The organism is Streptomyces sp. MMG1533 (genome assembly GCF_001279775.1).
Classification (GTDB): Bacteria; Actinomycetota; Actinomycetes; order Streptomycetales; family Streptomycetaceae; genus Streptomyces.
On record NZ_LGDG01000028.1, the window covers coordinates 62,708 to 83,506 of the forward strand.

Here is a 20,799-nt window from a genome sequence, read left to right on the forward strand (position 1 = left end):
AGGTACGCAGGGCACTCTGGTCGGGAGGAGAGGAGGGAGCCGACCATGTCCGACGACCAGGCGCAGATCCGCACCTTGATCACCAACTGGGCCGAAGCCGTCCACCGGGGCGACCTCGACGGCGTCCTCGCCGACCATGCCGAGGACCTCGTGATGTTCGACGTACCGCCACCCCACGAGGGCATCCACGGCCTCGCGGCCTACAGCGCGACCTGGCCGCCGTTCTTCGAGTGGCAGGCCCAGGGCGCCTGCTTCGACATCGAGACCCTCGACGTCACCGCCGGCACCGACGTCGCCTACGCCCACGCGCTGCTGCGATGCGCCTCACCGGAGGAACTCGCCGAGCACCCCACCGTGCGCCTGAGGCTGAGCTTCGGCCTGCGCAAGGAGCGGGGCCGCTGGCTGGTCGCCCACGAACACCACTCCTTCCCGCACGACTGACCTCCGGCGCGCAGGAGGGCGTGAGAATGTGACGTGAAACGCGCCCAGTGTGGCGTGCCCCACCCGCTGGAAGCCCTCTCCCGGGGAACCGTGTCCTGTATGACGGAGCTCGGTCTTCCCGCAGACATCCAGGCCTGCCTCTTCGACCTCGACGGTGTGGTCACCAAGACGGCCGTCGTGCACGCGGCCGCCTGGAAGGAGATCTTCGACGCGTTCCTGCGCGCACGCGAGGGCGAGCACTTCCGGCCGTTCGGCGACGCCGACTACGACGAGTACGTCGACGGACGCCCCCGAGCCGACGGCGTCCGCACCTTCCTCGCCTCCCGCGGCATCGAACTGCCCGAAGGCGACTGGGGCGACCCACCGGACGCCCTGACGGTCAATGGCCTGGGCAACCGCAAGAACGGTCTGGTGCTGGAGAAGATCCGCACCGACGGCGTCGAGGCCTACGACGGCACGCTGCGCTACCTCGAGGCGGTCCGCGCGCAGGGCCTGCGCACGGCGATCGTCTCCTCCAGTGCCAACTGCCGCGACGTTCTGCGCGCCATCGACGCCGAGGACTTCTTCGACGTGCGCGTCGACGGCGTGGTGGCCGCCGAGCGGAAACTGCCGGGCAAGCCGCACCCCGACACCTTCCTGGCCGCCGCCCACGACCTGGGCGTCGAGCCCTCGCGCTGTGCCGTCTTCGAGGACGCCCTGGCCGGCATGGACGCGGGCCGCTCCGGTCACTTCGGATACGTCGTCGGCGTCGACCGGGTCGGACAGACCGACGCCCTGTACGCGCACGGAGCGAACCTCGTCGTGAAGGACCTGGCCGAACTGGGAGGCAAGGCGTGATCACCCACAGGGCGTACACCGTCGAACCCTGGGCCGTGCGCGAGACCGCCCTCAACCTCGACGTCCTCGCCCAGAGCGAGTCCGTGTTCGCACTGTCCAACGGCCATGTCGGCTGGCGCGGCAACCTCGACGAGGGCGAACCGCACGGCCTGCCCGGCTCCTACCTCAACGGCGTGCACGAACTGCACCCACTGCCCTACGCCGAGGCCGGCTACGGCTACCCGGAATCCGGCCAGACCGTCATCAACGTCACCAACGGCAAGGTGCTGCGGCTGCTGGTCGACGACGAACCGTTCGACCTGCGCTACGGCCGGCTCGTCGCCCACGAACGAACTCTGGACCTGCGCCGGGGGGTGCTGGAGCGCACCTGCGAGTGGATCTCCCCGGCCGGGTCCCGGGTACGGGTGCGCTCGACGCGGCTGGTCTCCCTCACCCAGCGGGCGATCGCGGCCGTGGCATACGAGGTGGAGCCCGTCGACAGCCGGACGCGCGTGGTGATCCAGTCGGAACTCGTCGCCAACGAGAGCCTGCCCGAGCCGAACGGCGACCCGCGTGCCGCCCGGGCCCTGAAGTCGCCGCTGGAACCCGAGGAGGACTTCGCCGTCGGCTCCCGGCTGCGCCTGGTGCACCGGACCCGCCGCAGCGGCTTCCGGGTGGCCGTGGCCGCCGACCACGTCATCGACGGACCCGAGCGGACCACGACGGACAGCGAGAGCAACGTGGACGTGTCCCGGCTGACCGTCACCTCCGTCCTGGAACCCGGACAGCGGCTGCGCGTCGAGAAGCTCGTCGCCCACGGCTGGTCCGGCGCCCGCTCCCGGCCCGCGATGAGCGACCAGGTCGAGGCGGCGCTGGCGGCCGCCGCGCACAGCGGCTGGCAGGGCCTGCTGGACGAACAGCGGGCCCACCTCGACGACTTCTGGGCCCGTGCCGACGTCGAGGTGGACGGCGACGAGGAGATCCAGCAGGCCGTCCGCTTCGCCCTCTTCCACGTCCTGCAGGCCGGCGCCCGCGCCGAACAACGGGCCATCCCCGCCAAGGGGTTGACCGGCTCCGGCTATGACGGCCATGCCTTCTGGGACACCGAGACCTTCGTCCTGCCGCTGCTCACGTACACCGCGCCCGACTCCGTCGCCGAGGCGTTGCGCTGGCGGCAGAGCACCCTGCCCGCCGCCCGGGAGCGTGCGGCCCAACTCGGCCTCGGCGGCGCGGCGTTCCCCTGGCGGACCATCGAGGGCTCGGAAGGGTCCGCGTACTGGCCCGCCGGCACCGCCGCCTTCCACGTGAACGCCGCCATAGCCGACGCCGTGGTGCGCTACACGGAGGCCACCGGCGACTCCCGCTTCGAACGCGACACCGGCCTCGAACTCCTGGTGGAGACGGCACGCCTGTGGCGCTCGCTCGGCCATCACGACCATCACGGCGTCTTCCACATCGACGGCGTCACCGGCCCCGACGAGTACAGCGCGGTCGCCGACGACAACCTGTACACCAACCTCATGGCCCGGGCGAACCTCCTGTCCGCCGCCGAGGCCTGCGAACGCCACCCGGAAGAGGCGGCCCGCCTCGGTGTCGACGAGGAGGAGAGCGCCGCCTGGCGGGACGCCGCCGATGCCGTCCACATTCCCTACAACGACGAACTCGGCGTCCACGAACAGCATGCCGGTTTCACCCGGTACCAGCGCTGGGACTTCGCCGGCACGAGCGCCGACCAGTACCCGCTGCTCCTGCACTTCCCCTACTTCGACCTCTACCGCAAGCAGGTCGTCAAGCAGGCGGACCTGGTCCTGGCGATGTACATGTGCAGCGGTTGGTTCGAGGAGTTCAACGACGAGGAGCAGATCGCCCGCAACTTCGCCTACTACGAGCCGCTGACCGTACGGGACTCCTCGCTCTCGGCATGCTGCCAGGCGGTCGTCGCCGCCCAGGCCGGCCATCTCGGCCTCGCCTACGAGTACACCGCCGAGGCGGCGCTCATGGACCTCGCCGACCTGGAGCAGAACACCCGCGACGGACTGCACATCGCCTCCCTCGCCGGTACGTGGACGGCCCTGGTCGCCGGGTTCGGCGGCCTGCGCCGCGACGGCGACTCGCTCCGGTTCGCGCCACGCCTGCCCGACAGGTTCAGCCGCCTGGCCTTCACGGTCCAACTCCTGGGCCGCCGCCTGCGTGTGGAGATCGGCCCGGACAAGGCCACGTACACCCTGGTCTCCGGCGACCCCCTGACGATCCGCCACCACGGCAACTCCCTGACCGTGAACGGCGACGGCCCCGTGGTCCGCCCCGTCCCCTTCCAGAAGACGCGCCCCGCCCCCGAACAGCCCCCGCACCGCAGCCCCAACACCCGCTGACCGCACGGGAGTCCAACCGGACGGTCGAGCGGCATCCGCCACACCCGGCGCTGCCCGCGCCCGGCATCACCTTCACGTCGTTCGTGCCGTCCCTGGGGGCTCTCCCTGCTCGCCGAGGTGCGCGACACGACCAGCCGGACCCCGGCCGGCGCCGGCCGGGGCCTCGGCCGGCTGGGCGGTCTGACCTCATCGGCTCGCACGTCCCCGCCGGCGTGCTGCCCGTCGCGGTCGGCCGCCTCAGTGGCGCGGTGGGGCTGTCCGCGGCGACGACCGCGTTCGCCGCGACGCCCGCCGCCGAGGGGCCGGCGGGCGCACTGTTCGTGGCCCGCAGGACGGCCGACCGACCCGCGGGGGAGGGAGCTTCAGGCACCTGGCCGAACTTGATCCTGCACACCGGTCCGAAGAAGGTTAGTTTGGCCATGTTTTCAAGGTTTTCCATGTTCCATGCAGGGGTGAAGGGTGGACGATGGCCCACGGCACGAACGCCATGCTCGCCGGTACGCGACGCGGCGAACCGGCGCCCGTGCCCGGGGCGTCCTGGCGCACGCGCGGCGAGTGGCTGCTCGCGGCCGTGGCCGCAGCCTTCACACTCGCCCAACTGCTCCTCGTCCGCCCGGGCATGGGCCTCGGCTGGGACGAGACGGTGTACGTCAGCCAGGTCGGCACCCAGGCGCCGGCGACCTTCTTCAGCGCACCGCGCGCCCGGGGCGTCTCCCTGCTGGTCGCGCCGATCGCGTCCTGGTCGACCTCCACGGAACTGCTGCGCGTCTACCTCGCCCTGCTCTCCGGCCTGGGCCTCTACCTGGCCCTGCGCGTGTGGCGCGGCCTGTTCCCGGCCCGGGTCCTGGCCCTGGCCGGCGCGCTCTTCGCCTCCTTGTGGATCACGCTCTTCTACGGTCCGCAGGCCATGCCCAACTACTGGGTCGCGATCGGCGCCCTGGTCGGCACCGGCTGCTTCCTGCGCGCCCGCGCCGACCGCCTCGACCGGGCAGCACTGTGGGGCGTGGCCGCGGGCGCCGCGCTCATGGCGTGGATGCGGCCCACCGACGCCGTGTGGGTCACGCTGCCGCTGCTCGTCCTCGTGGCGGCGGCCCGCCGGTGGCGGCTCGCGGTCGCGCTCCTCGGCGGCCTCGTCGCGGGCGCGGCGGAGTGGGTGATCGAGGCGTACGCCGGCTTCGGCGGCCTGGGCCGACGGCTGTCCGAGGCCTCCGACATCCAGGGCGGACTCGGATGGCATCTCGCCGTCGACGACCAACTGCGCAGCCTGATCGGACGGACCCTGTGCCGTCCGTGCACCGGACCGATGCCCAACCCGGCGGTCATGTCCTGGTGGTTCGTCCTGCCCCTGCTCGCCGCCGTCGGCCTGGTGGGCGCGGTACGGGCCCGCCGCACCGCGCCCACGCTGCTGCCGCTGGTCTGTGCCACGACGGCCGCCGTGCCGTACCTGTTCATGATCGGATACGCGGCCCCCCGCTTTCTGCTGCCCGCCTACGCGCTGCTCGCGATCCCGGTCGCCGACGCCCTGTTCCACCTGGTCACCACGCCGGCCGGCCGGTGGCGTCCGGTGGCGGCGGCGCTGGTCGCAGTCGGGCTGGCCGGGCATCTGGCGGTGCAGTACGCGGTCCTGGACCACACCGTGGACCGCACCACCGCCGACCACCGCGACTGGGCCCGCACCGCCGCCGACCTGCACCGGCTGGGCGTCCGCCCGCCCTGCCTGCTCACCGGCCTGGAGGCCCTCCCCGTCGGCTACTACACCGGCTGCTCCTCGGCGGCGACACGCGGCCCCAACGCCAACAGCACCCGGGCGGACATCCGGCGCACCGCCAGCCGCATGCCGACCGCCGTCCTCACCCGGCCCGGCGGCACGCCGCCCTCGTACGCCCGCGACTGGGAGACGCACCGATCCGCGGGACTGGACCTGCACATCGCGCCGGCGCCGGACCGCCGGGACGGGCCCGCATGACGTCCGAGCAGATCGCCGGCGCCGGACCGCCGGGACGGACCCGTACGACGTCCGAGCAGACCGCCCTCGCACCCACCCGAAGACGCGCCTGCCGGCACACCGTTCTCGCCGTCACAGTGCTGGTGGTGGCCGTCTGTCTGGCCCTGCGTCACCGGGTCCTGCTGGAGAGCGGCGCCCTGCGGCTCGCCGTGGCCGACCGGGGCTGGCTGCTGGTCGGTGCCACGGCGGCGGGCGCGACCTGGCTGTGTGCGGCGCTCGCCCAACAGGGCGCCGTGACCCGGCGGTTGCCCCCGGGACCTCTCGTGGCCACGCAGTTCGCCGCCTCCGCCGCCAACCACGTCCTGCCCGCCGGGCTCGGCGCGGGCGCGGTGAGCCTGCGCTTCCTCATGCGCTGCGGGATGACGGCCGGCCGCTCGGTGACCGCGGTCGTGGTCAAGGCCGCCGCCGGCGGGATCGCGCGGGGCGCCCTGATCGCCGTACTCGCCACCGCCTGCCCGGGCGTCCTGCGGATCCCGCCCGGCTGGGGCGGATGGGCGGCCGTCGTCGGCACGGTTCTCGGCGCCACCGTCCTGCTGGGCATCCGGCTGTGGCCGCGATGCCGGCGCGCCCTCGGCATGGTGGTGACGGACATCAGGGCCGTCCACGCGCTACCGCGGCGGGCGGCGGCCCTGTGGGGCGGCTCACTGGCGTTCGCCCTGCTGCACGCCCTCGTGCTGATCGCCGTCACCCGAGCCGTCGCGCTGCCGCTGGCCCCGGCCCTGGTGGCCCTGCTCTACCTCGCCGCGAGCTGCGCCGCCGCCCTGCTGCCCACCCCGGGCGGCCTCGGCTCCCTCGACGCCGCGCTCGGCCTCGGCCTCGCCGCCGCCGGAGCACCGCCGGCCGCGGCCGCCTCCGCCGTGCTCGGCTACCGCCTCCTGACCGTGTGGCTCCCGCTGGTCCCGGGACTGCTCGTGCTCGGGATCCTGATCCGGCGCAAGGCGCTGTGAGGCGACCGGCGTTTCCCGTCCGCCCGCATCTGGTAGGAGTCCGATTGTCGGCCGGAGACGAGGGGGAATGCCATGACGTGGAACGAGAACGACGGGCGGTTGGGGGAGGAGTTCTTCACTCCCGGGTCGTCGTCCTTCGCCGAGTTCCTGGCCGCGCACCGCCCGGAACTTCTGAGCACCCGCCGCGTCCTCCCGGACGGCGTGGTCGCCGCACCCGACCAGGTTCCGCACGGCACCACCGTGCTCGCCCTCGCCTACCGCGACGGCGTGATGATCGCCGGCGACCGCCGGGCCACCATGGGCAACCTCATCGCCCAGCGCGACCTGGAGAAGGTGCACCCCGCGGACGACTACTCGGCGGTCGCCTTCGCCGGCACCGTCGGACTCGCGCTGGACATGGTGAAGCTGTACCAGGTCGAGCTGACGCACTTCGAGAAGATCGAGGGCACGCCGATGACCCTCAACGCGAAGGCGCGCCGCCTGGCCGGCATGATCCGGCAGAACCTCGGCCAGGCCATGCAGGGCCTCGCCGTCGTACCGCTCCTCACCGGCTACGACCCTTCCGCCCCCGAGGGGGAGCGGGGCCGCATCTTCAGCTTCGATGTCGCCGGTGGCCTGTACGAGAAGACCGACTTCCACGCCGAGGGCTCCGGATCGCCTTACGCCCGGGGCGCGTTGAAGAAGCTGTTCCACAAGGGCATGGAGCGGCGCGAGGCCGCCCTGGCCGCGCTCCAGGCGCTGTACGACGCGGCCGACGACGACTCCGCGACCGGCGGCCCCGACATCAGCCGCCGGATCTTCCCCATCGTGTCGGTCATCACCGAGGACGGCTTCGAGCGGCTGACCGAACCGGAGACCGAGGAACTGAGCCGGGAGATGGTCGAACAGCGCAGCAGTCGGCCTGACGGACCCAACGCGACGCCGTGACCCGCGGCAGCGCCTGACAGGGAGCTTTCCCCACTCGTGGTGAAGACCTGTCACGGGCTTTACTGCACATGACTTGCAGCTGCCGGAGGATGGCACAAGGCTGCTCGATGCGGCCGTACGACCGAAAGAAAGATCCTCCTCCCGATGACGGCCGCCCCTGACTCCGCTCCGCCCCTCCTCCCCGCGACCGCCCCCGAGAGGGGCCCGGCCCGGCACCGCGTCCGCGGCTCCATGACGCGGCAGGAGTGGATCAGGGTGGGCGGGATGGCCGCCGTGGTGGTGGCCCTGCACGTGATCGGCTGGTTCACGCTGGTCGCGATCGTGGCCCCGCACCACTACAGCATCGGCGAGAAGTCCTTCGGCATCGGGATCGGTGTGACGGCGTACACGCTCGGCATGCGGCACGCCTTCGACGCCGACCACATCGCGGCGATCGACAACACCACCCGCAAGCTGATGGGCGAGGGGCAGCGGCCGCTGTCGGTCGGCTTCTGGTTCTCGCTCGGCCACTCCAGCGTCGTCTTCGCCCTCGCACTGCTGCTCTCGCTCGGTGTGAAGACCCTCGCCGGACCGGTCCGCGACGACGGCTCCGGGCTCCACGACGTCACCGGCCTGATCGGTACGACCGTCTCCGGGACCTTCCTCTACGTCATCGCGGCGATCAACCTGGTCGTCCTGGCCGGCATCTGGAAGGTGTTCCGCCGGATGCGCTCGGGCCGCTACGACGAGGCCGACCTGGAAGAACATCTGAACAACCGCGGCTTCATGAACCGTCTCCTCGGCCGCGTCATGAAGTCGATCAGCAGCCCCGGGCAGATGTACCCGCTCGGCCTGCTCTTCGGCCTCGGGTTCGACACCGCCACCGAGATCGCCCTGCTCGTCCTGGCCGGCTCGGGCGCCGCCTCCGGCCTGCCCTGGTACGCGATCCTGTGCCTGCCCGTCCTGTTCGCCGCCGGGATGTCCCTCCTCGACACGATCGACGGCACCTTCATGAACTTCGCCTACGGCTGGGCCTTCTCCGAACCGGTCCGCAAGGTCTACTACAACCTCACCGTCACCGGCCTGTCCGTCGCCGTGGCCCTCCTCATCGGCACCGTCGAACTCCTCGGCCTCCTGGCGGAGCAACTCCACCTCCACGGCAGCTTCTGGAACTGGATCACCGGCCTCGACCTGAACGTCCTCGGCTTCGTCATCGTCGGCCTGTTCGTCGCCACGTGGATCGTCGCCCTGGTGGTGTGGAAGGTCGGCCGGATCGAGGAGAAGTGGACGGCGGAGCGGGGAGCCGAGTGAGAGAGGCAAGGCAGCCTTCCCGGCGGACAGGAGCGCCCCCGGATGCTGGAGAGCGCGGGCGGGTCTCCGGCCGACCTCCATCGGACGAAGGCTTCCTGAGACCCCTGATGGGAGAACCGGCCGCCCTCACTCCAGTGGCGTAGCGACAGAACGATTCACCAGGTGAAAGGCGGCCGCAGACGATCAACCGCGGTGGCTGAACCGGTCATGCTGGGGCGGCAATCCGACCCCTCCACCGACCAGGAGACCCCCTTGCGTGTTCGTCGTATGGTGACCAGCGCCCTCGGTTCCGCCGCCCTCGTGTTCGCCTCCATGGGCGTGGTGACCACCACCGCGAGCCCCGCGGCCGCCGACCCGTGCGGGTTCTACGAGACCGGCTCGGACGCCTTCTACAACCACTGCACGTCCGACGGTTCACAGGTCGTCATCAAGGTGGAGGTCGCTCTGGCGCCCGACTACGAGCGATGTGTCGGACCCGGCAGGTCCTGGCTCGGGTCCGCGAGCAAGATCAGCGGTGCCCACTACGTCGGCCGTACCTGCTGACGAGCAGTCCCCCCCCGGCAGTGCTCCGTACCGCCCGGCCCCCGGGTGGTACGGAGCACTCCGTGTTTTCCGTGTTTTCCGGCCCGCTCAGGAACGCAGCCTGAACTCCTTGCGCCACTTGACGAGCTGCTTCTCCGGGTCGCCGGTGTACGACCACGGCGTACGCGTGGCCCGGCGCCCCAGCATCTGCAGCAGCGACGCGCCGACGTCCTGGAGTCCCGCGCAACAGGCCGCGTGGGTCAGGTAGTTGACGTCGCGCAGCTCGCCAGGCGCCATCGCGCTGTCCGCCCGGCCCGTGATCCAGCGCTGCCAGGTGCGCCGTATGTCGCTGATCGCGCCGTCGTTGTTCCAGTGCTGGCCGAGGTGCACGGACGTTCTGCCGTCCTGCGCCGCGTCCAGGGAGTGCCGGTACTCCTCGACCCGCGCGTACTGCACCAGCACCGGCAGCGCGCAGCCGGGTGGTCCCACGCCCGCCGCGTCGCGGGCGAAGTCGTACATCAGGCCGTGCGAGCCGTGCCAGCGGGACGAGTAGTAGTGCAGCACCTGGAGGTGCCCCTCCACGCTGTACTGGTCCCGCCCGTGCAACTCGTCCCACCAGCGGGCCAGTTCCTGCCGGCGCACCCCCGACGGGTACAGCCGTGCCACGGAGATCAGCGAGATCCACGGTGTGGGGTCGTCCGGGTACGCCTCGGCGGCCTGCAGGCAGGCCATGACCGCGCTGTCCACGCGACGCCGGTCGATCGGCACGCCCCGGCCCGCGGCGATGGCCAGGTTGAAGGCCCGGGCCGTCTCGGTCGCCGCGTACAGCACCCGAGCGTCGGCGCCGTTCGGCTCTGCGGCCAGCCACGACTCCGCCGTCGAACTGGCGGCGCAGGCCTGCGCGAGCAGCCGGACGCGATGGCCGCGGGCGAGCCATTCCGGGCCGGTGGCGCGCAGCAGTTCGCGCAGTCCCTGCCAGCGGCCGATGACGATGTCGTGCTTGGCGGAGGTGAGGGCGGTGTCCCCGTAGTCGGGATCGAAGTCGGGAGTGAAGCGGTCTCGCGCCATCGGGGTCTCCCTCAGAAGTCGGTGGGCAGACCCTCGTGGACACGGGCGTGCGCGCCGACGCGGTCGTCGGGGACGTAGTCCGTCTCGACGGTACGGGTGGCGTCGAGCCTCTCCGGCCGGTAGTAGTCGCTGCCCTGCCGCCAGTACCAGAGCATCGGGACCAGACCCACGGCCAGTCCGCCGATGCCGATCGCGACCGCGGCGGTGCTCAGGCCGCTCAGCGACTCGACGAACACCCAGAACATGAACAGGGCACCCAGCAGCGGCCACAGCCCGCCGAAGACGAAGTTCGCCGCCGACTTCAGCAGCATCCTGCGATAGGCGACGACCACCGCGAGGCCGGCCAGCCCGTAGTAGACGGCGATCTGGAGACCGATCGCCGAGATGGCGTCGGAGAGGATGTCGCCGACCGTGCCCAGGGCGTTGGAGGCGATCAGCATCACCAGCGCCACCGTGCCGACGACCAGGATCGCGACCCACGGGGTGTTCCAGCGGGGATGGACCCGGCCGAGCGCGGACGGCATCGTACGGTCGCGGCCCATCGCGAACAGCGAGCGCGTGACCTGGATGAGGGTGGTCTCCAGCGTGGCGATGGTGGACAGCATCACCGCCACGACGAGCAGCTTGCCGCCCCAGCCCGGCCAGACCTCCTCGCCGAGCACGGCCAGAACGTTGGCGTCGTTCTCCTCGATCTGCCGCGCGGAGAGGATGACGTTCACCGCGATGGTGAACGCCTCGAACAGCAGGAAGACGATGCCGACACCGATGAGGCCCGCGAGTCCCGTCGTACGACGGCTGTTGCGGGTCTCCTCGCTCAGGTTGCTGGTGACGTCCCAGCCCCAGTAGTAGAACGCGGCGATGAGCGCGCCGGACGCGAAGCCCGACACCCCGTCGAAGTGGCCGAAGCCGAGCCACGACCAGTCGAAGGCGCGGGCGCTGCCGGTGTGGAAGACGGCGAGGGCCGCGAACAGGGCCAGAACGGCCAGCTCCACCCCGGACATGACGAGCTGTGCGCGGACGGTGAGCCGGGCCCCGCCGAGCACGACCAGCAGCATGGCCACGAACCAGGCAGCGCCGACCGCCGTGGACAGCGCGGTGTTCTCCGCGAGTTTCTCGTCGAAAAGGGACAGCGTCATCGAACCGGCGGGCAGCGAACCCGCCACCATGAAGATGGTCGCCGAGACCACCAGCGCCCAGCCGCTGATGAACCCCAGAAAGGGATGGAGGGTGCGCCCCACCCACGAGTAACTGGCGCCCGCGTTCACGTCGATCCGGCCGAGATAGCTGAACGCCAGCGCGATGCCGAGCATGGGGATCGCGCAGTACAGCAGGGCCGCGGGGCTCGCCAGGCCCACCGCGGAGACCAGGACCGCGGTGGTCGCGGCCAGCGAGTAGGCCGGGGCGCTGCCTGCCACGGCCATCACCACCGTGTCGAACGTACCGAGGGCATTGGCCTGCAGCCCTCTGCCCCTGAAATTGCTCATGGTTGCGCTGCTTTCCGTCGTGCACGACGCGAGGACGGCGGGGCCCAGGCGGCGTAAAGGTGGTGGGGGGTGGCTCCGCCCCGGACCGGAGAGGGATGGCCTCGGGTCAGGGGCGGTGAGGAGATGAAAGGGTGGCGGATACCGCGAGGTCGCTGCGTTGTCAGACGGTCACACCGTGTGTGCGTGTGATGATAGCGGCACTCATTGAGCTTTCAAGATTGACCGGGAAGTAACCTCCCGAGGCCGTCGAAAGCCCCACTCCCGTACCTCTTTTGAGGTTGGAGATCCCGTAGCGGGAAACGCGGATCGGGACATCCGATCGAGACGAGCGCGACGCGCGAGGGAGGCGGCGATGGACACGGAGCGGACGAACCCCGAACCGATGGCTGACGACGCGTATCAGCCCACCGGAACCAACGAGGAGCAGGGGGACGCGGCCCCGCTGGACCTGCAGGACGCCGTCGACGAGCGGACGTACGACGAGACCCTCGCGGAGGGCTACTCACCGCCTCAGAAGCCGCTCGGCGTCACCAAGTACGGCACCACCGCCGCCGAACAGCACGACGGCGAGAGTCTCGACCAGCGCCTCGCCCAGGAGGTTCCCGACGAGCCCGGGCCTGTCGGTGACGGTATCGGCGACGCCCCGGACGGAGAGGGCGAACCGGTCGACCCGGAGGCGGGCACCGACCGCGCCGGACGCCTCGTCGCCCCCGACGAGGGGGCCCACGCCGACACCACCAAGGAGGCCGTCGCCTCCGACGTCGGCATCGACGCGGGGGCCGCCGGTGCGGAGGAGGCCGCCGTCCATGTCGTCGAGGACGACACGATCCTTCCCGACGGACCGCAGGACGAACTTCCGTACGACGAGGAGACCTGAGCGGGACGCTCAGTCCCCGATCCGGTCGATGAGACGGAGCTTGTTGGTGGCGTCCAGGGCGGCGACCTTGTAGGACTCCGCGAGCGTCGGGTAGTTGAACACGGCGTCGACCAGGTAGTCGACGGTGCCGCCGCAGCCCATCACGGACTGTCCGATGTGGATGAGCTCGGTGGCGCCGGTGCCGAAGCAGTGCACGCCGAGCAGGGTGCGGTCCTCGGAGGAGACCAGCAGCTTCAGCATGCCGTGCGAGTCGCCCATGATCTGACCGCGGGCCAGTTCCCGGTAGCGGGAGATGCCGACCTCGAACGGCACCCGGTCCTCCGTGAGCTGGTCCTCGGTCCGGCCCACGAAGCTGATCTCGGGGATGGTGTAGATGCCGATCGGCTGGAGGTTGTGCATCCGGGCGACGGGTTCCCCGCACGCGTGGTACGCCGCGGCCCGCCCCTGCTCCATCGAGGTCGCCGCCAGCGCGGGGAAACCGATGACGTCCCCGACGGCATAGATGTGCGGCACCTCGGTGCGGTAGTGCTCGTCCACCGTGATCCGGCCCCGCGCGTCCGCCGACAGCCCCGCCTTGTCGAGGTCCAGGTCGTCGGTGAGGCCCTGCCGGCCCGCCGAGTACATCACCGCGTCGGCCGGGATCTTCTTGCCGCTCTCCAGGGTGGTGAGCGTGCCCCGGGGGTGGCGCTCGACGGCGGCCACCGTCTCCCCGAAACGGAACGTCACCGCCAGGTCCCGCAGGTGGTACTTGAGCGACTCGATCACCTCTACGTCGCACATGTCGAGCATCCCGGCACGCTTCTCGACGACGGTGATCTTGCTGCCGAGCGCCGCGAACATGGACGCGTACTCCATGCCGATGACACCGGCACCGACGATGACCATGGAGCGCGGCACCCGCTCCACGGCGAGCACGTTGTCCGAGTCCATGATCGTCCGCCCGTCGAACTCGACGCTGTCCGGCCGCGCGGGACGGGTGCCGGTGGCGATCACGAAGTGCTCGGCACCGACCAGCCGTTCGTGGCCGGTGACCTCGCGCAGGGCGACGGTGTGGGCGTCGACGAAACGGGCGGTGCCGGCATACAGGGCGACGTTGTTGCGGGACAGCTGGCTGCGGATGACGTCCACCTCACGGCTGACCACGTGCTGGGTGCGGGCGGTCAGGTCGCCGACGGTGATGTCCTCCTTCAGCCGGTAGCTCTGGCCGTACAGATCGCGCTGGGTGAGACCGGTGAGATAGAGCACCGCCTCGCGCAGGGTCTTGGAGGGGATGGTGCCGGTGTGGATGGAGACCCCGCCGACCATGTCGGGGCGGTCGACGACGGCCACCCGGCGGCCCAGCTTGGCCGCGGCGATGGCGGCCTTCTGGCCGCCGGGACCGGATCCGATGACGAGCATGTCGAAGTCGGGCACCCCCGGAGTCTGGCAGTCCCGGTGTCCGCTTCGAAAGAGCGAACGGCCAACTGTCCTGCCGCACGGGGGGACCACGGAGGAGCGGGTGAAGTCCTGGCGGGAGGGCGACAGTTGTGATCACCGCGGGGCGGTCGACCGTAGGACGGCTCGCCTCCCGCAGGCGTCCGGTGCCGCGTGCCCGCCAAGGCCTGTCCGGCGGATCAGGCCGCAGGAAATCGGCGGTGCCTCGTCGACGCCGCAGATCGGCGCGCCAGGCCCCGCGTCTGCGGCATGATCCGCCGGACGGGCCCTAAGGCAGCAGCTTGTCCAGCGCGGCCGGGCCCTCCGCCTCCAGCTTGCGCCGGGCCCATTCCAGGTTGCGCGGGGTGAGGTCCTTGCCCGAGGCGAGCACCACGTCCTCGGGTGACACGTCCGTACCGGTGCGGGCGTGGAGCAGGGCGTCCGGGGTGGCACGGTCCTCGGACGGCCCGGTCGCGTCGGGTTGTGACGTCGGCATGATGTCTGCTCCTCGGATCCGGATCGTTCCTCGGTCCCGGCTTTCCCTCACCGGTCCCGCTATCACCATTCAACGCCCGGGCGCACCCTGCATCCCGAGGGACCGCGGAGTCGTCGTGACGGACCGGTCGGCACCCCGCCCGGCTCGGGATGCCCGGGCGATCACCCCGGCGTCTAATGGGGGTACCGAAGGCTCGGCCGACCAGGAAGACCAGGCCCATGTCACCCACAGACACCAGCGAAGAAGGAGGGGAAACCGCCGCTCCGGGGGTACTGCGGCGGCTGGGGGAGTGGTGCGCGCGGCACTTCGTGATCGTCATCGTGGCCTGGCTCGTGGCCCTGGGGGCGCTGCAGGCCCTGAACCACTCATACGGCGGCACCTACTCCGACAACTTCTCCCTCCCCGGCGTGCAGTCCCAGGAGGGCCTCGACGTCCTGAAGCAGCACGACCCGGCGGCGGGCGGCTACAGCAGCCAGATCGTCCTGCACGACGGGCAGAAAGCCCTGACCTCGCTGAGCTCGCAGATGTCCACGACCGTCGGCGACCTGCAGAAGCTGCCGCACGTCCTGGCCGTCCAGAACCCGTTGTCCGGCCAGGCGTCGAAGGTCGGCCCGATCACGTCGGACGGAAAGACGGCGTACATCACGGTCCGGTTCGACGTACAGCCCTCCACCCTCGGCGACGACTACCTGGACGGCGTGGACGACGCCGTCAAGCCGCTCCGCACGGCCGGTGCCGAGGTCGAGTACGGCGGTCCGCTCGGCGAACTGGCCAGGCCCGCAGCCGACGACCGGGTGAGCGAACTGATCGGCTTCGCGGTGGCGATCGTCGTCCTGCTGGTCGGCTTCGGCAGCGTCATCGCGGCCGGGCTGCCCCTGCTGACCGCCCTGATCAGCGTCATCGGCGGGCTGGCCTGCCTCGGTCTGCTCGCCGCCGCCTTCACCTTCGCCACCGTCTCACCCACCCTGGCCACGATGATCGGGCTCGGCGTCGGCATCGACTACGCCCTGTTCCTGATCACCCGTCACCGGCAGAACCTCATGGACGGCAAGGATCCCGTCCGCTCCGCGGGGCAGGCCGCCGCCACCAGCGGCCGCGCCGTCCTGGTCTCCGGCTGCACGGTGATCGTCGCCCTCGCCGGGTTGTCCGCGTCCGGGGTGTCCTTCATCAGCAAACTCGGGGTGGCCGCCGCCGTGACGGTCGTCTCGGCCGTGCTGGGCGCGTTGACCTTGGTTCCGGCGCTGCTGGGCCTCATCGGCACCCGCATCGACCGGTACCGGGTGAAGCACCCGGTCGCCGAGACCGACGCCGCCGCGGGCGCCGCGTCCCAGGGCACCTGGCACCGCTACGCCCAGCGGGTCGCGCGGCGGCCGTGGCGCTTCCTGGCCGCGGGCGTCACGACCGTCGTCATCCTCGCCATCCCGGTCCTGTCCATCCAGCTCGGCCACATCGGCGACGGTGCCGACCCCACGTCCTTCACCGACCGGCGGGCCTACGACCTGATGACCGACGCCTTCGGGCCGGGCTCCAACGGCCCCCTCACCGTCGTCATCGACCAGACCTCCGCATCGGCGTCACAACGCGACACCCTCACCTCCCAGGCGCAGAAGACCCTCGACTCGGTCGCCGGCGCCTCCACGGTCACCCAGCTGACACCCACCCAGGACGGTGACGTCCTCCTCGCCACGGTCTACTCGAAGGAGTCCCCGCAGAGCGCCACGACCACCGACCTGACCAACCGTCTGGTCGACGACACCCTGCCCGACGCGGTCTCCGGTACGGACGCCAAGGGTTATGTCACCGGGACGACCGCGGCCCAGGTCGACTTCCGGGACATCGTCGCGAGCCGGCTGCCCCTCATCATCGGTGTCGTCGTCGCCCTGTCCTTCCTGATCATCCTCATCGTCTTCCGCGGTCTGCTCGTCGCGCTCAAGGCGGCCGTCCTCAACGTGCTCTCGATCTCCGCCTCGTACGGCGTCGTCGTCGCCGTCTTCCAGTGGGGCTGGGGCGGGCCAGCGCTCGGCGTCTCCGGCAAGGTGCCCATCGAGAGCTACGTGCCGATGATGATGTTCGCGATCATCTTCGGGCTCAGCATGGACTACGAGATCTTCCTGCTCTCCCGCGTCCACGAGGCCTGGCTGCGCACCGCGGACGCCAAGGCATCGGTCGCCCACGCCCTGGAGATCACCGCGCGGGTCATCACCTGCGCCGCGCTGATCATGGTGAGCGTCTTCGCGGCCTTCATCGTCAGCGACAACATCGTGGTGAAGATGCTGGGGCTGGGCCTGGCGGTGAGCGTGCTCATCGACGCCACCGTCGTACGGCTGCTGATGGTCCCCGCGGTGATGACCCTGCTGGGACGGCACGCCTGGTGGACACCCCGCCTGCTGGACCGGTTCCTCCCGCACATCGACACCGAGGGCGAACAGGAGAGCGTCAGTGAGCCTCCGGACGCCTGGGCGCGAGGACGAGCATCGTGACGTCGTCGTTGAGGGCCCTGCTGTACCGGACGAGGTCCGCCCACACGCCCACCGCAAGGGCGCCCGGATCGTCGTGGTCGAGGTCCGTGAGGCGCTCGCTCAGCGGATAGAAGACGCCGGCCGCGTCCCTGGCCTCGCTGACCCCGTCGGAGGCGAGGAAGAGCCGGTCGCCGGGCCGCAGCGGCACCGTGCGGCCGACCGGCGGCACGGCGTCGGACAGTCCGAGACCGAGCGGGCTGCCGGCCGGGACGTCCAGCTCGACGACCCGCCCGTCCCGCAGCAGCAGGGGCGTGGGATGCCCGCACGCCACGATCCGCACCGCCCGCCCGTCCGTGGCGAACTCCAGCAGCACGGCCGTCGCGAACAGCTCGGAGTGCCGTTCGCCCGCCGAGTCCAGCTCGAGTCTGCGGTCCAGCCGGGCGGCCACCGCCTCCGGGTCCGGCTGGTCGAGCACCGCCTCCCGGAACGCCCCCAGCAGTGCGGCGACCGTCGCGACGGCCGACAGCCCGTGCCCCTGCACATCACCCATGACCGCCCGTACGCCGAAGGGCCCCTCCCGCACGTCGAAGAAATCGCCCCCGACCAGCGTCCCGCGCTGCGCCGCCCGATACAGGCCCGCACACCGCACGGGCCCCACACACGGCGGCAGCGGCGGCATCACGGCGTGCTGCGCGGCCTGAGCCACCGCCCGCTCGGTGACCAGCTGGGCGTCCCGATGACTGCGGACGAACGACACGAACACGCTCAGCGCCGCCACGAAGCAGACGGTGAGCAGATCGGTGCTGCCGGGATCGTTCAGGTGAAAGGCCGGCACGAACAGCACCGCCACGACCAGAGCGCCGAGCACTGCCGTCGCCGCCGGCCCGTACGACAGAACGGCGAGCGGCGGGATGGCCCCCAGCATGAACCCGATGTCCAGCGGCTCGGAACTGACCAGGGTCGCCCCGCACACCCCCGCCAGCAGAGCGGCCGGCAGCACCCGCACCCAGCGCGGCGGAGGCGCGCCCCGCAGCCAGCCACGCCGGTCCCGGTCGGGGCGCGACATCCGGCCGCGCACTGTGCTCACACCCCAACGCTCCTACGTCGGCCCCCGCACCGCATGCGGGGGCCGACGGTCGTGCCCATGCCCGGCCCGGGGCCTGTCCGGCGGAGCATGCCGCAGACGCGGGGCTCGCACGCCGATCTGCGGCGTTGTCGTCGGACAGGCCCTAGAACGGCGTGAGCGTCAGCCGTATCCCCGTGGGTGCCGTGTCCTGGATGTACGAGGCGAAGTCGGCCACGTCGTCGAAGGCGAAGCCGTACGCCCTGCCGTCCTCGGTGACCGCGTGCAGCGCCTTCGCGTAGTGGTTGGTGAGCGCGGTGCGGTAGAACGCGGCGGCGTCGGTCGTCGGCTGGGCTGCCGCGCTCAGCAGGGTCGAGCGGTTGAACCCGGCGCCGAGCACGGCGGCGACCGGGCCGGTGGTGCCGTCGTTCGGCGCGGCGAGGTTCCCGTCGCAGAACAGCACGTCCCGGGTGGACGGCCTGGCGAAGGAGACGGATGCGGGCCCCTCGAAGGTCAGCCGGTCGCCGCGCACCCGGCCGGTGAAGGCGCCGGCGTTCGTGGTGACCGTGAGGTCTCTGCCCGTGTACGTGCTCCACACCTCGTCGATGTACGGCGCGAGGTAGTTCTCGGGGAACAGGCCGGCGTCCAGTCCGTGACCGGGTGCGATGACCCGCCGGTCGTCCACGACCAGCGGCGCGAACTCCGCCACCTGCCGTACGGCCGCGAAGGCGTCCGCGCGTCCCGCGGACCGCAGCGTGCCGGTCGTCTGGTCCTTGGCGCCGGTCAGGCGGATGCTCATCGGCACGCTGAACATGTCCACCATCGTGGTGTTGCAGAACATGCCGGAGGAGTTGTGCGTGAACTCGGCACAGTCGTGCAGCACCGGGTAGTTGGGGTCCGAGGTCACCCAGCCGGCCGGATACTGCAGCGCGGCGTTGCCGGCTCCGTCCGTGACGGCCTTGAACTTCAGCTTCTCGCCGAGCGACACATAGATGCGGCCGGACAGGTAGGGGAGCGACAGCCGGGTCTCGCCGCTGCCGGCCAGGCTGATCGCGTAGTCGGTGTAGCCGTCGGCGCCGTTGTCGGACAGGGCGATCGGAGCGACCGTCCCCTCGGGGGTGACGCGCACCTGCCGGCCGTCCAGGTTGCCCACGATGTAGACGTGGACGTTCGTGTTGCCGAAGGAACCGCTGCTGTTGACGATCGTCAACGGGAGGGCGCCGGCGGCTGTTTCGGCGGGAGTGTCCGCGAGGGCGTAAGGGCCCATCGCGGCGACGGCGGGAGCGGCCACCGCGGCTCCGCCGAGGGCGACGAGGAGCTTGCGGCGGCCGAGGTCGCGCTGGTGACGAGGTGTCATGTGGGGGTTCCCCTCTGGTACTTGGGCATGTGCGTGGGCGTTCCCGCACCTGGTGCTGAGAGCGCTCTCATGCCGTGGCCGGGCCCGATGCTACGGACGGCGGCCGTCCGGGCCCAGGGCACGGAGAGCGTTTAATTCGCTCTTAAGGGCCGCTTAATCGGTGTACCGTGAGGCGCCACGCCCGGAGACCGACGGAAGGAGGCGAGTGCCGTGCAGTGCACAACCACCCAGCGCTCCCTTTCCGTTGCCCCGGCGTGCTTCGCCTGACCGGGAGCGCTCCACGCAGCATGCATCCCGGAGGACACACCCATGACCGATCCGGTCATCCGCGCGCTCGACGAGCGCGACGCCCAGCTCTTCGACGCCCTGCCCGACCCGCTCGGCGCACGTGAGGGACACCGGACCACCCGGCACCGCCCCGACTGGAAGCGGGTCGCCCTGCGCGACGGCGCGGTCGTGGCGCGCGGCGCCTGGTGGGGCGGACCCGACGACCCCGAACCCCTCAACATCAACTGGTTCGACGTGGCCGAAGGCGAGGAGGAGGCAGGCGCCGAACTCCTGCGCACCGCCCCCTGGCAGGTCGAACTCGAACTGAACCTGCCCGGGGGCTGGCGCGAGGCACCCGCCCTGCGCGCCGCCGCCGAAACCCGCTTCACCGCCGCCCGCAAGGCCGGATACGAACTCCTGGTGGAACGCTTCCTGTACCGGTGGACACCGGAGTGCGGCCTGCCCGAACGGCCCGGCCGTCTCGTCTTCCGCCCCGAACCGGACGACGAGGTCTTCCGCGACGCCCTGCGCCGCATCCACTCCGTCACCCTGGACGTCCACGCCCTGCGGGCCATCGAGGAGGGCGGAGTCGACCAGGCGGCCCAGGAGGAACTCGACTTCTTCCACTGGTGCCCGTCGCCTCGGGAGTGGTGGCAGGTGGCTTACACCCGGCAGGGAGACCCGGTGGGCATCCACATTCCGACGCACAACCCGTCGGGCCCCTGCATCGGCTTCATCGGGGTCCTGCCGGAGCAGCGAGGACGGGGCTACGCCTACGACCTCCTGGCGGAGTGCACCCACTTCCTGGTCGAGCGGGGCGCGGAGTTCGTCACGGCCGCCACGGACCAGGGCAACTTCCCGATGGCCGCCAACTTCGCCAAGGCGAACTACCCCGTCGTACGGGAACGCATCAACTTCCAGGCGCCCCGCATCGGTTGAACCGGCTGAACTGGTTGAACTGGTTGAACCGGTTGAGGTCTTCCCGGCGCCGGCAG

General features: G+C 71.2%; 17 protein-coding genes. 11 read left to right on the forward strand and 6 right to left on the reverse strand.

All coding sequences use genetic code 11. The features are described from left to right. The first annotated feature begins 45 nt into the window (after window positions 1-45). The 8 genes from ADK57_RS06025 (at window position 46) to ADK57_RS06060 (ending at window position 9,341) form a co-directional block, all read left to right on the forward strand. Window positions 46-441: a YybH family protein gene (locus tag ADK57_RS06025; RefSeq protein ID WP_053748289.1), complete on the forward strand. Its 396-nt coding sequence runs from the start codon at window positions 46-48 to the stop codon at window positions 439-441. A gap of 99 nt (window positions 442-540) precedes the next feature. Continuing rightward, window positions 541-1,278: a beta-phosphoglucomutase family hydrolase gene (locus ADK57_RS06030; RefSeq protein ID WP_053748290.1), complete on the forward strand. Its 738-nt coding sequence runs from the start codon at window positions 541-543 to the stop codon at window positions 1,276-1,278. Continuing rightward, window positions 1,275-3,629 carry a glycoside hydrolase family 65 protein gene (locus tag ADK57_RS06035; RefSeq protein ID WP_053748291.1) on the forward strand — a complete coding sequence of 785 codons (2,355 nt, stop codon included), beginning with the start codon at window positions 1,275-1,277 and terminating at the stop codon, window positions 3,627-3,629. Before ADK57_RS06030 ends, ADK57_RS06035 begins: the two co-directional genes overlap by 4 nt. Window positions 3,630-4,095: 466 nt before the next feature. Then, the gene (locus tag ADK57_RS06040) at window positions 4,096-5,595 is read left to right on the forward strand and encodes a hypothetical protein (RefSeq protein WP_053748292.1); all 1,500 of its coding nucleotides are present in this window, start codon (window positions 4,096-4,098) and stop codon (window positions 5,593-5,595) included. Then, window positions 5,592-6,581 (forward strand): lysylphosphatidylglycerol synthase domain-containing protein, encoded by a 990-nt coding sequence (locus ADK57_RS06045; RefSeq protein ID WP_053748293.1) that lies wholly within the window; start codon window positions 5,592-5,594, stop codon window positions 6,579-6,581. The genes ADK57_RS06040 and ADK57_RS06045 overlap by 4 nt, the downstream gene beginning before the upstream one ends. Window positions 6,582-6,653: 72 nt before the next feature. Further along, window positions 6,654-7,508: a proteasome subunit beta gene (gene prcB / locus ADK57_RS06050; RefSeq protein WP_053748294.1), complete on the forward strand. Its 855-nt coding sequence runs from the start codon at window positions 6,654-6,656 to the stop codon at window positions 7,506-7,508. A gap of 144 nt (window positions 7,509-7,652) precedes the next feature. Beyond that, window positions 7,653-8,798, forward strand: coding sequence for a HoxN/HupN/NixA family nickel/cobalt transporter (locus tag ADK57_RS06055; RefSeq protein WP_078972977.1), 1,146 nt, complete (start codon window positions 7,653-7,655; stop codon window positions 8,796-8,798). Between the two features lie 252 nt (window positions 8,799-9,050). Then, complete coding sequence (locus ADK57_RS06060; RefSeq protein ID WP_053748366.1) at window positions 9,051-9,341, forward strand: DUF6355 family natural product biosynthesis protein; 291 nt, start codon at window positions 9,051-9,053, stop codon at window positions 9,339-9,341. Between the two features lie 87 nt (window positions 9,342-9,428). Here the strand turns inward: ADK57_RS06060 and ADK57_RS06065 are convergent, their stop codons facing one another. Both ADK57_RS06065 and ADK57_RS06070 read right to left on the reverse strand, forming a co-directional pair. Next, window positions 9,429-10,388: a hypothetical protein gene (locus ADK57_RS06065; RefSeq protein ID WP_053748296.1), complete on the reverse strand. Its 960-nt coding sequence runs from the start codon at window positions 10,386-10,388 to the stop codon at window positions 9,429-9,431. Between the two features lie 11 nt (window positions 10,389-10,399). Next, window positions 10,400-11,872, reverse strand: a complete 1,473-nt coding sequence (locus ADK57_RS06070; RefSeq protein WP_053748297.1) for an APC family permease — start codon at window positions 11,870-11,872, stop codon at window positions 10,400-10,402. A 352-nt stretch (window positions 11,873-12,224) separates the two neighbouring features. On the opposite strand from ADK57_RS06070, the gene ADK57_RS06075 reads away from it, so the two are divergent. Next, on the forward strand, window positions 12,225-12,749 hold the full coding sequence (locus ADK57_RS06075) for a DUF5709 domain-containing protein (protein WP_053748298.1): 525 nt from the start codon (window positions 12,225-12,227) through the stop codon (window positions 12,747-12,749). A gap of 9 nt (window positions 12,750-12,758) precedes the next feature. Here the strand turns inward: ADK57_RS06075 and sthA are convergent, their stop codons facing one another. Both sthA and ADK57_RS06085 read right to left on the reverse strand, forming a co-directional pair. Further along, on the reverse strand, window positions 12,759-14,162 hold the full coding sequence (gene sthA, locus ADK57_RS06080; protein WP_053748299.1) for a Si-specific NAD(P)(+) transhydrogenase: 1,404 nt from the start codon (window positions 14,160-14,162) through the stop codon (window positions 12,759-12,761). 289 nt (window positions 14,163-14,451) lie between these two features. Next, complete coding sequence (locus tag ADK57_RS06085) at window positions 14,452-14,658, reverse strand: hypothetical protein (protein WP_053748300.1); 207 nt, start codon at window positions 14,656-14,658, stop codon at window positions 14,452-14,454. Between the two features lie 218 nt (window positions 14,659-14,876). On the opposite strand from ADK57_RS06085, the gene ADK57_RS06090 reads away from it, so the two are divergent. Further along, window positions 14,877-17,138 carry an MMPL family transporter gene (locus ADK57_RS06090; protein ID WP_053748301.1) on the forward strand — a complete coding sequence of 754 codons (2,262 nt, stop codon included), beginning with the start codon at window positions 14,877-14,879 and terminating at the stop codon, window positions 17,136-17,138. On the opposite strand, the gene ADK57_RS06095 is transcribed toward ADK57_RS06090, so the two are convergent. Together ADK57_RS06095 and ADK57_RS06100 are read right to left on the reverse strand one after the other, a co-directional pair. Further along, window positions 17,095-18,183: a PP2C family protein-serine/threonine phosphatase gene (locus tag ADK57_RS06095; RefSeq protein WP_053748302.1), complete on the reverse strand. Its 1,089-nt coding sequence runs from the start codon at window positions 18,181-18,183 to the stop codon at window positions 17,095-17,097. The two genes, ADK57_RS06090 and ADK57_RS06095, sit on opposite strands and share 44 nt — an antisense overlap. 163 nt (window positions 18,184-18,346) lie before the next feature. After that, window positions 18,347-19,537: a glycoside hydrolase family 64 protein gene (locus ADK57_RS06100; protein ID WP_053748303.1), complete on the reverse strand. Its 1,191-nt coding sequence runs from the start codon at window positions 19,535-19,537 to the stop codon at window positions 18,347-18,349. Window positions 19,538-19,846: 309 nt separating this feature from the next. Here ADK57_RS06100 and ADK57_RS06105 point away from each other — a divergent pair, with 309 nt between their 5' ends. Continuing rightward, the gene (locus ADK57_RS06105; protein WP_053748304.1) at window positions 19,847-20,743 is read left to right on the forward strand and encodes a GNAT family N-acetyltransferase; all 897 of its coding nucleotides are present in this window, start codon (window positions 19,847-19,849) and stop codon (window positions 20,741-20,743) included. The last annotated feature ends 56 nt before the right edge of the window (window positions 20,744-20,799 follow it).

Excerpts from the sequence above, each read along its gene's own strand:
- ADK57_RS06095 (WP_053748302.1), bottom strand. The coding sequence starts at position 18,183 with ATGTCGCGCCCCGACCGGGACCGGCGTGGCTGGCTGCGGGGCGCGCCT.
- ADK57_RS06070 (WP_053748297.1), bottom strand. The coding sequence starts at position 11,872 with ATGAGCAATTTCAGGGGCAGAGGGCTGCAGGCCAATGCCCTCGGTACG.
- ADK57_RS06100 (WP_053748303.1), bottom strand. The coding sequence starts at position 19,537 with ATGACACCTCGTCACCAGCGCGACCTCGGCCGCCGCAAGCTCCTCGTC.
- ADK57_RS06085 (WP_053748300.1), bottom strand. The coding sequence starts at position 14,658 with ATGCCGACGTCACAACCCGACGCGACCGGGCCGTCCGAGGACCGTGCC.
- ADK57_RS06105 (WP_053748304.1), top strand. The coding sequence starts at position 19,847 with ATGACCGATCCGGTCATCCGCGCGCTCGACGAGCGCGACGCCCAGCTC.
- ADK57_RS06030 (WP_053748290.1), top strand. The coding sequence starts at position 541 with ATGACGGAGCTCGGTCTTCCCGCAGACATCCAGGCCTGCCTCTTCGAC.
- ADK57_RS06075 (WP_053748298.1), top strand. The coding sequence starts at position 12,225 with ATGGACACGGAGCGGACGAACCCCGAACCGATGGCTGACGACGCGTAT.
- ADK57_RS06040 (WP_053748292.1), top strand. The coding sequence starts at position 4,096 with ATGGCCCACGGCACGAACGCCATGCTCGCCGGTACGCGACGCGGCGAA.
- ADK57_RS06025 (WP_053748289.1), top strand. The coding sequence starts at position 46 with ATGTCCGACGACCAGGCGCAGATCCGCACCTTGATCACCAACTGGGCC.
- ADK57_RS06090 (WP_053748301.1), top strand. The coding sequence starts at position 14,877 with ATGTCACCCACAGACACCAGCGAAGAAGGAGGGGAAACCGCCGCTCCG.
- ADK57_RS06065 (WP_053748296.1), bottom strand. The coding sequence starts at position 10,388 with ATGGCGCGAGACCGCTTCACTCCCGACTTCGATCCCGACTACGGGGAC.
- prcB (WP_053748294.1), top strand. The coding sequence starts at position 6,654 with ATGACGTGGAACGAGAACGACGGGCGGTTGGGGGAGGAGTTCTTCACT.
- ADK57_RS06055 (WP_078972977.1), top strand. The coding sequence starts at position 7,653 with ATGACGGCCGCCCCTGACTCCGCTCCGCCCCTCCTCCCCGCGACCGCC.
- ADK57_RS06045 (WP_053748293.1), top strand. The coding sequence starts at position 5,592 with ATGACGTCCGAGCAGATCGCCGGCGCCGGACCGCCGGGACGGACCCGT.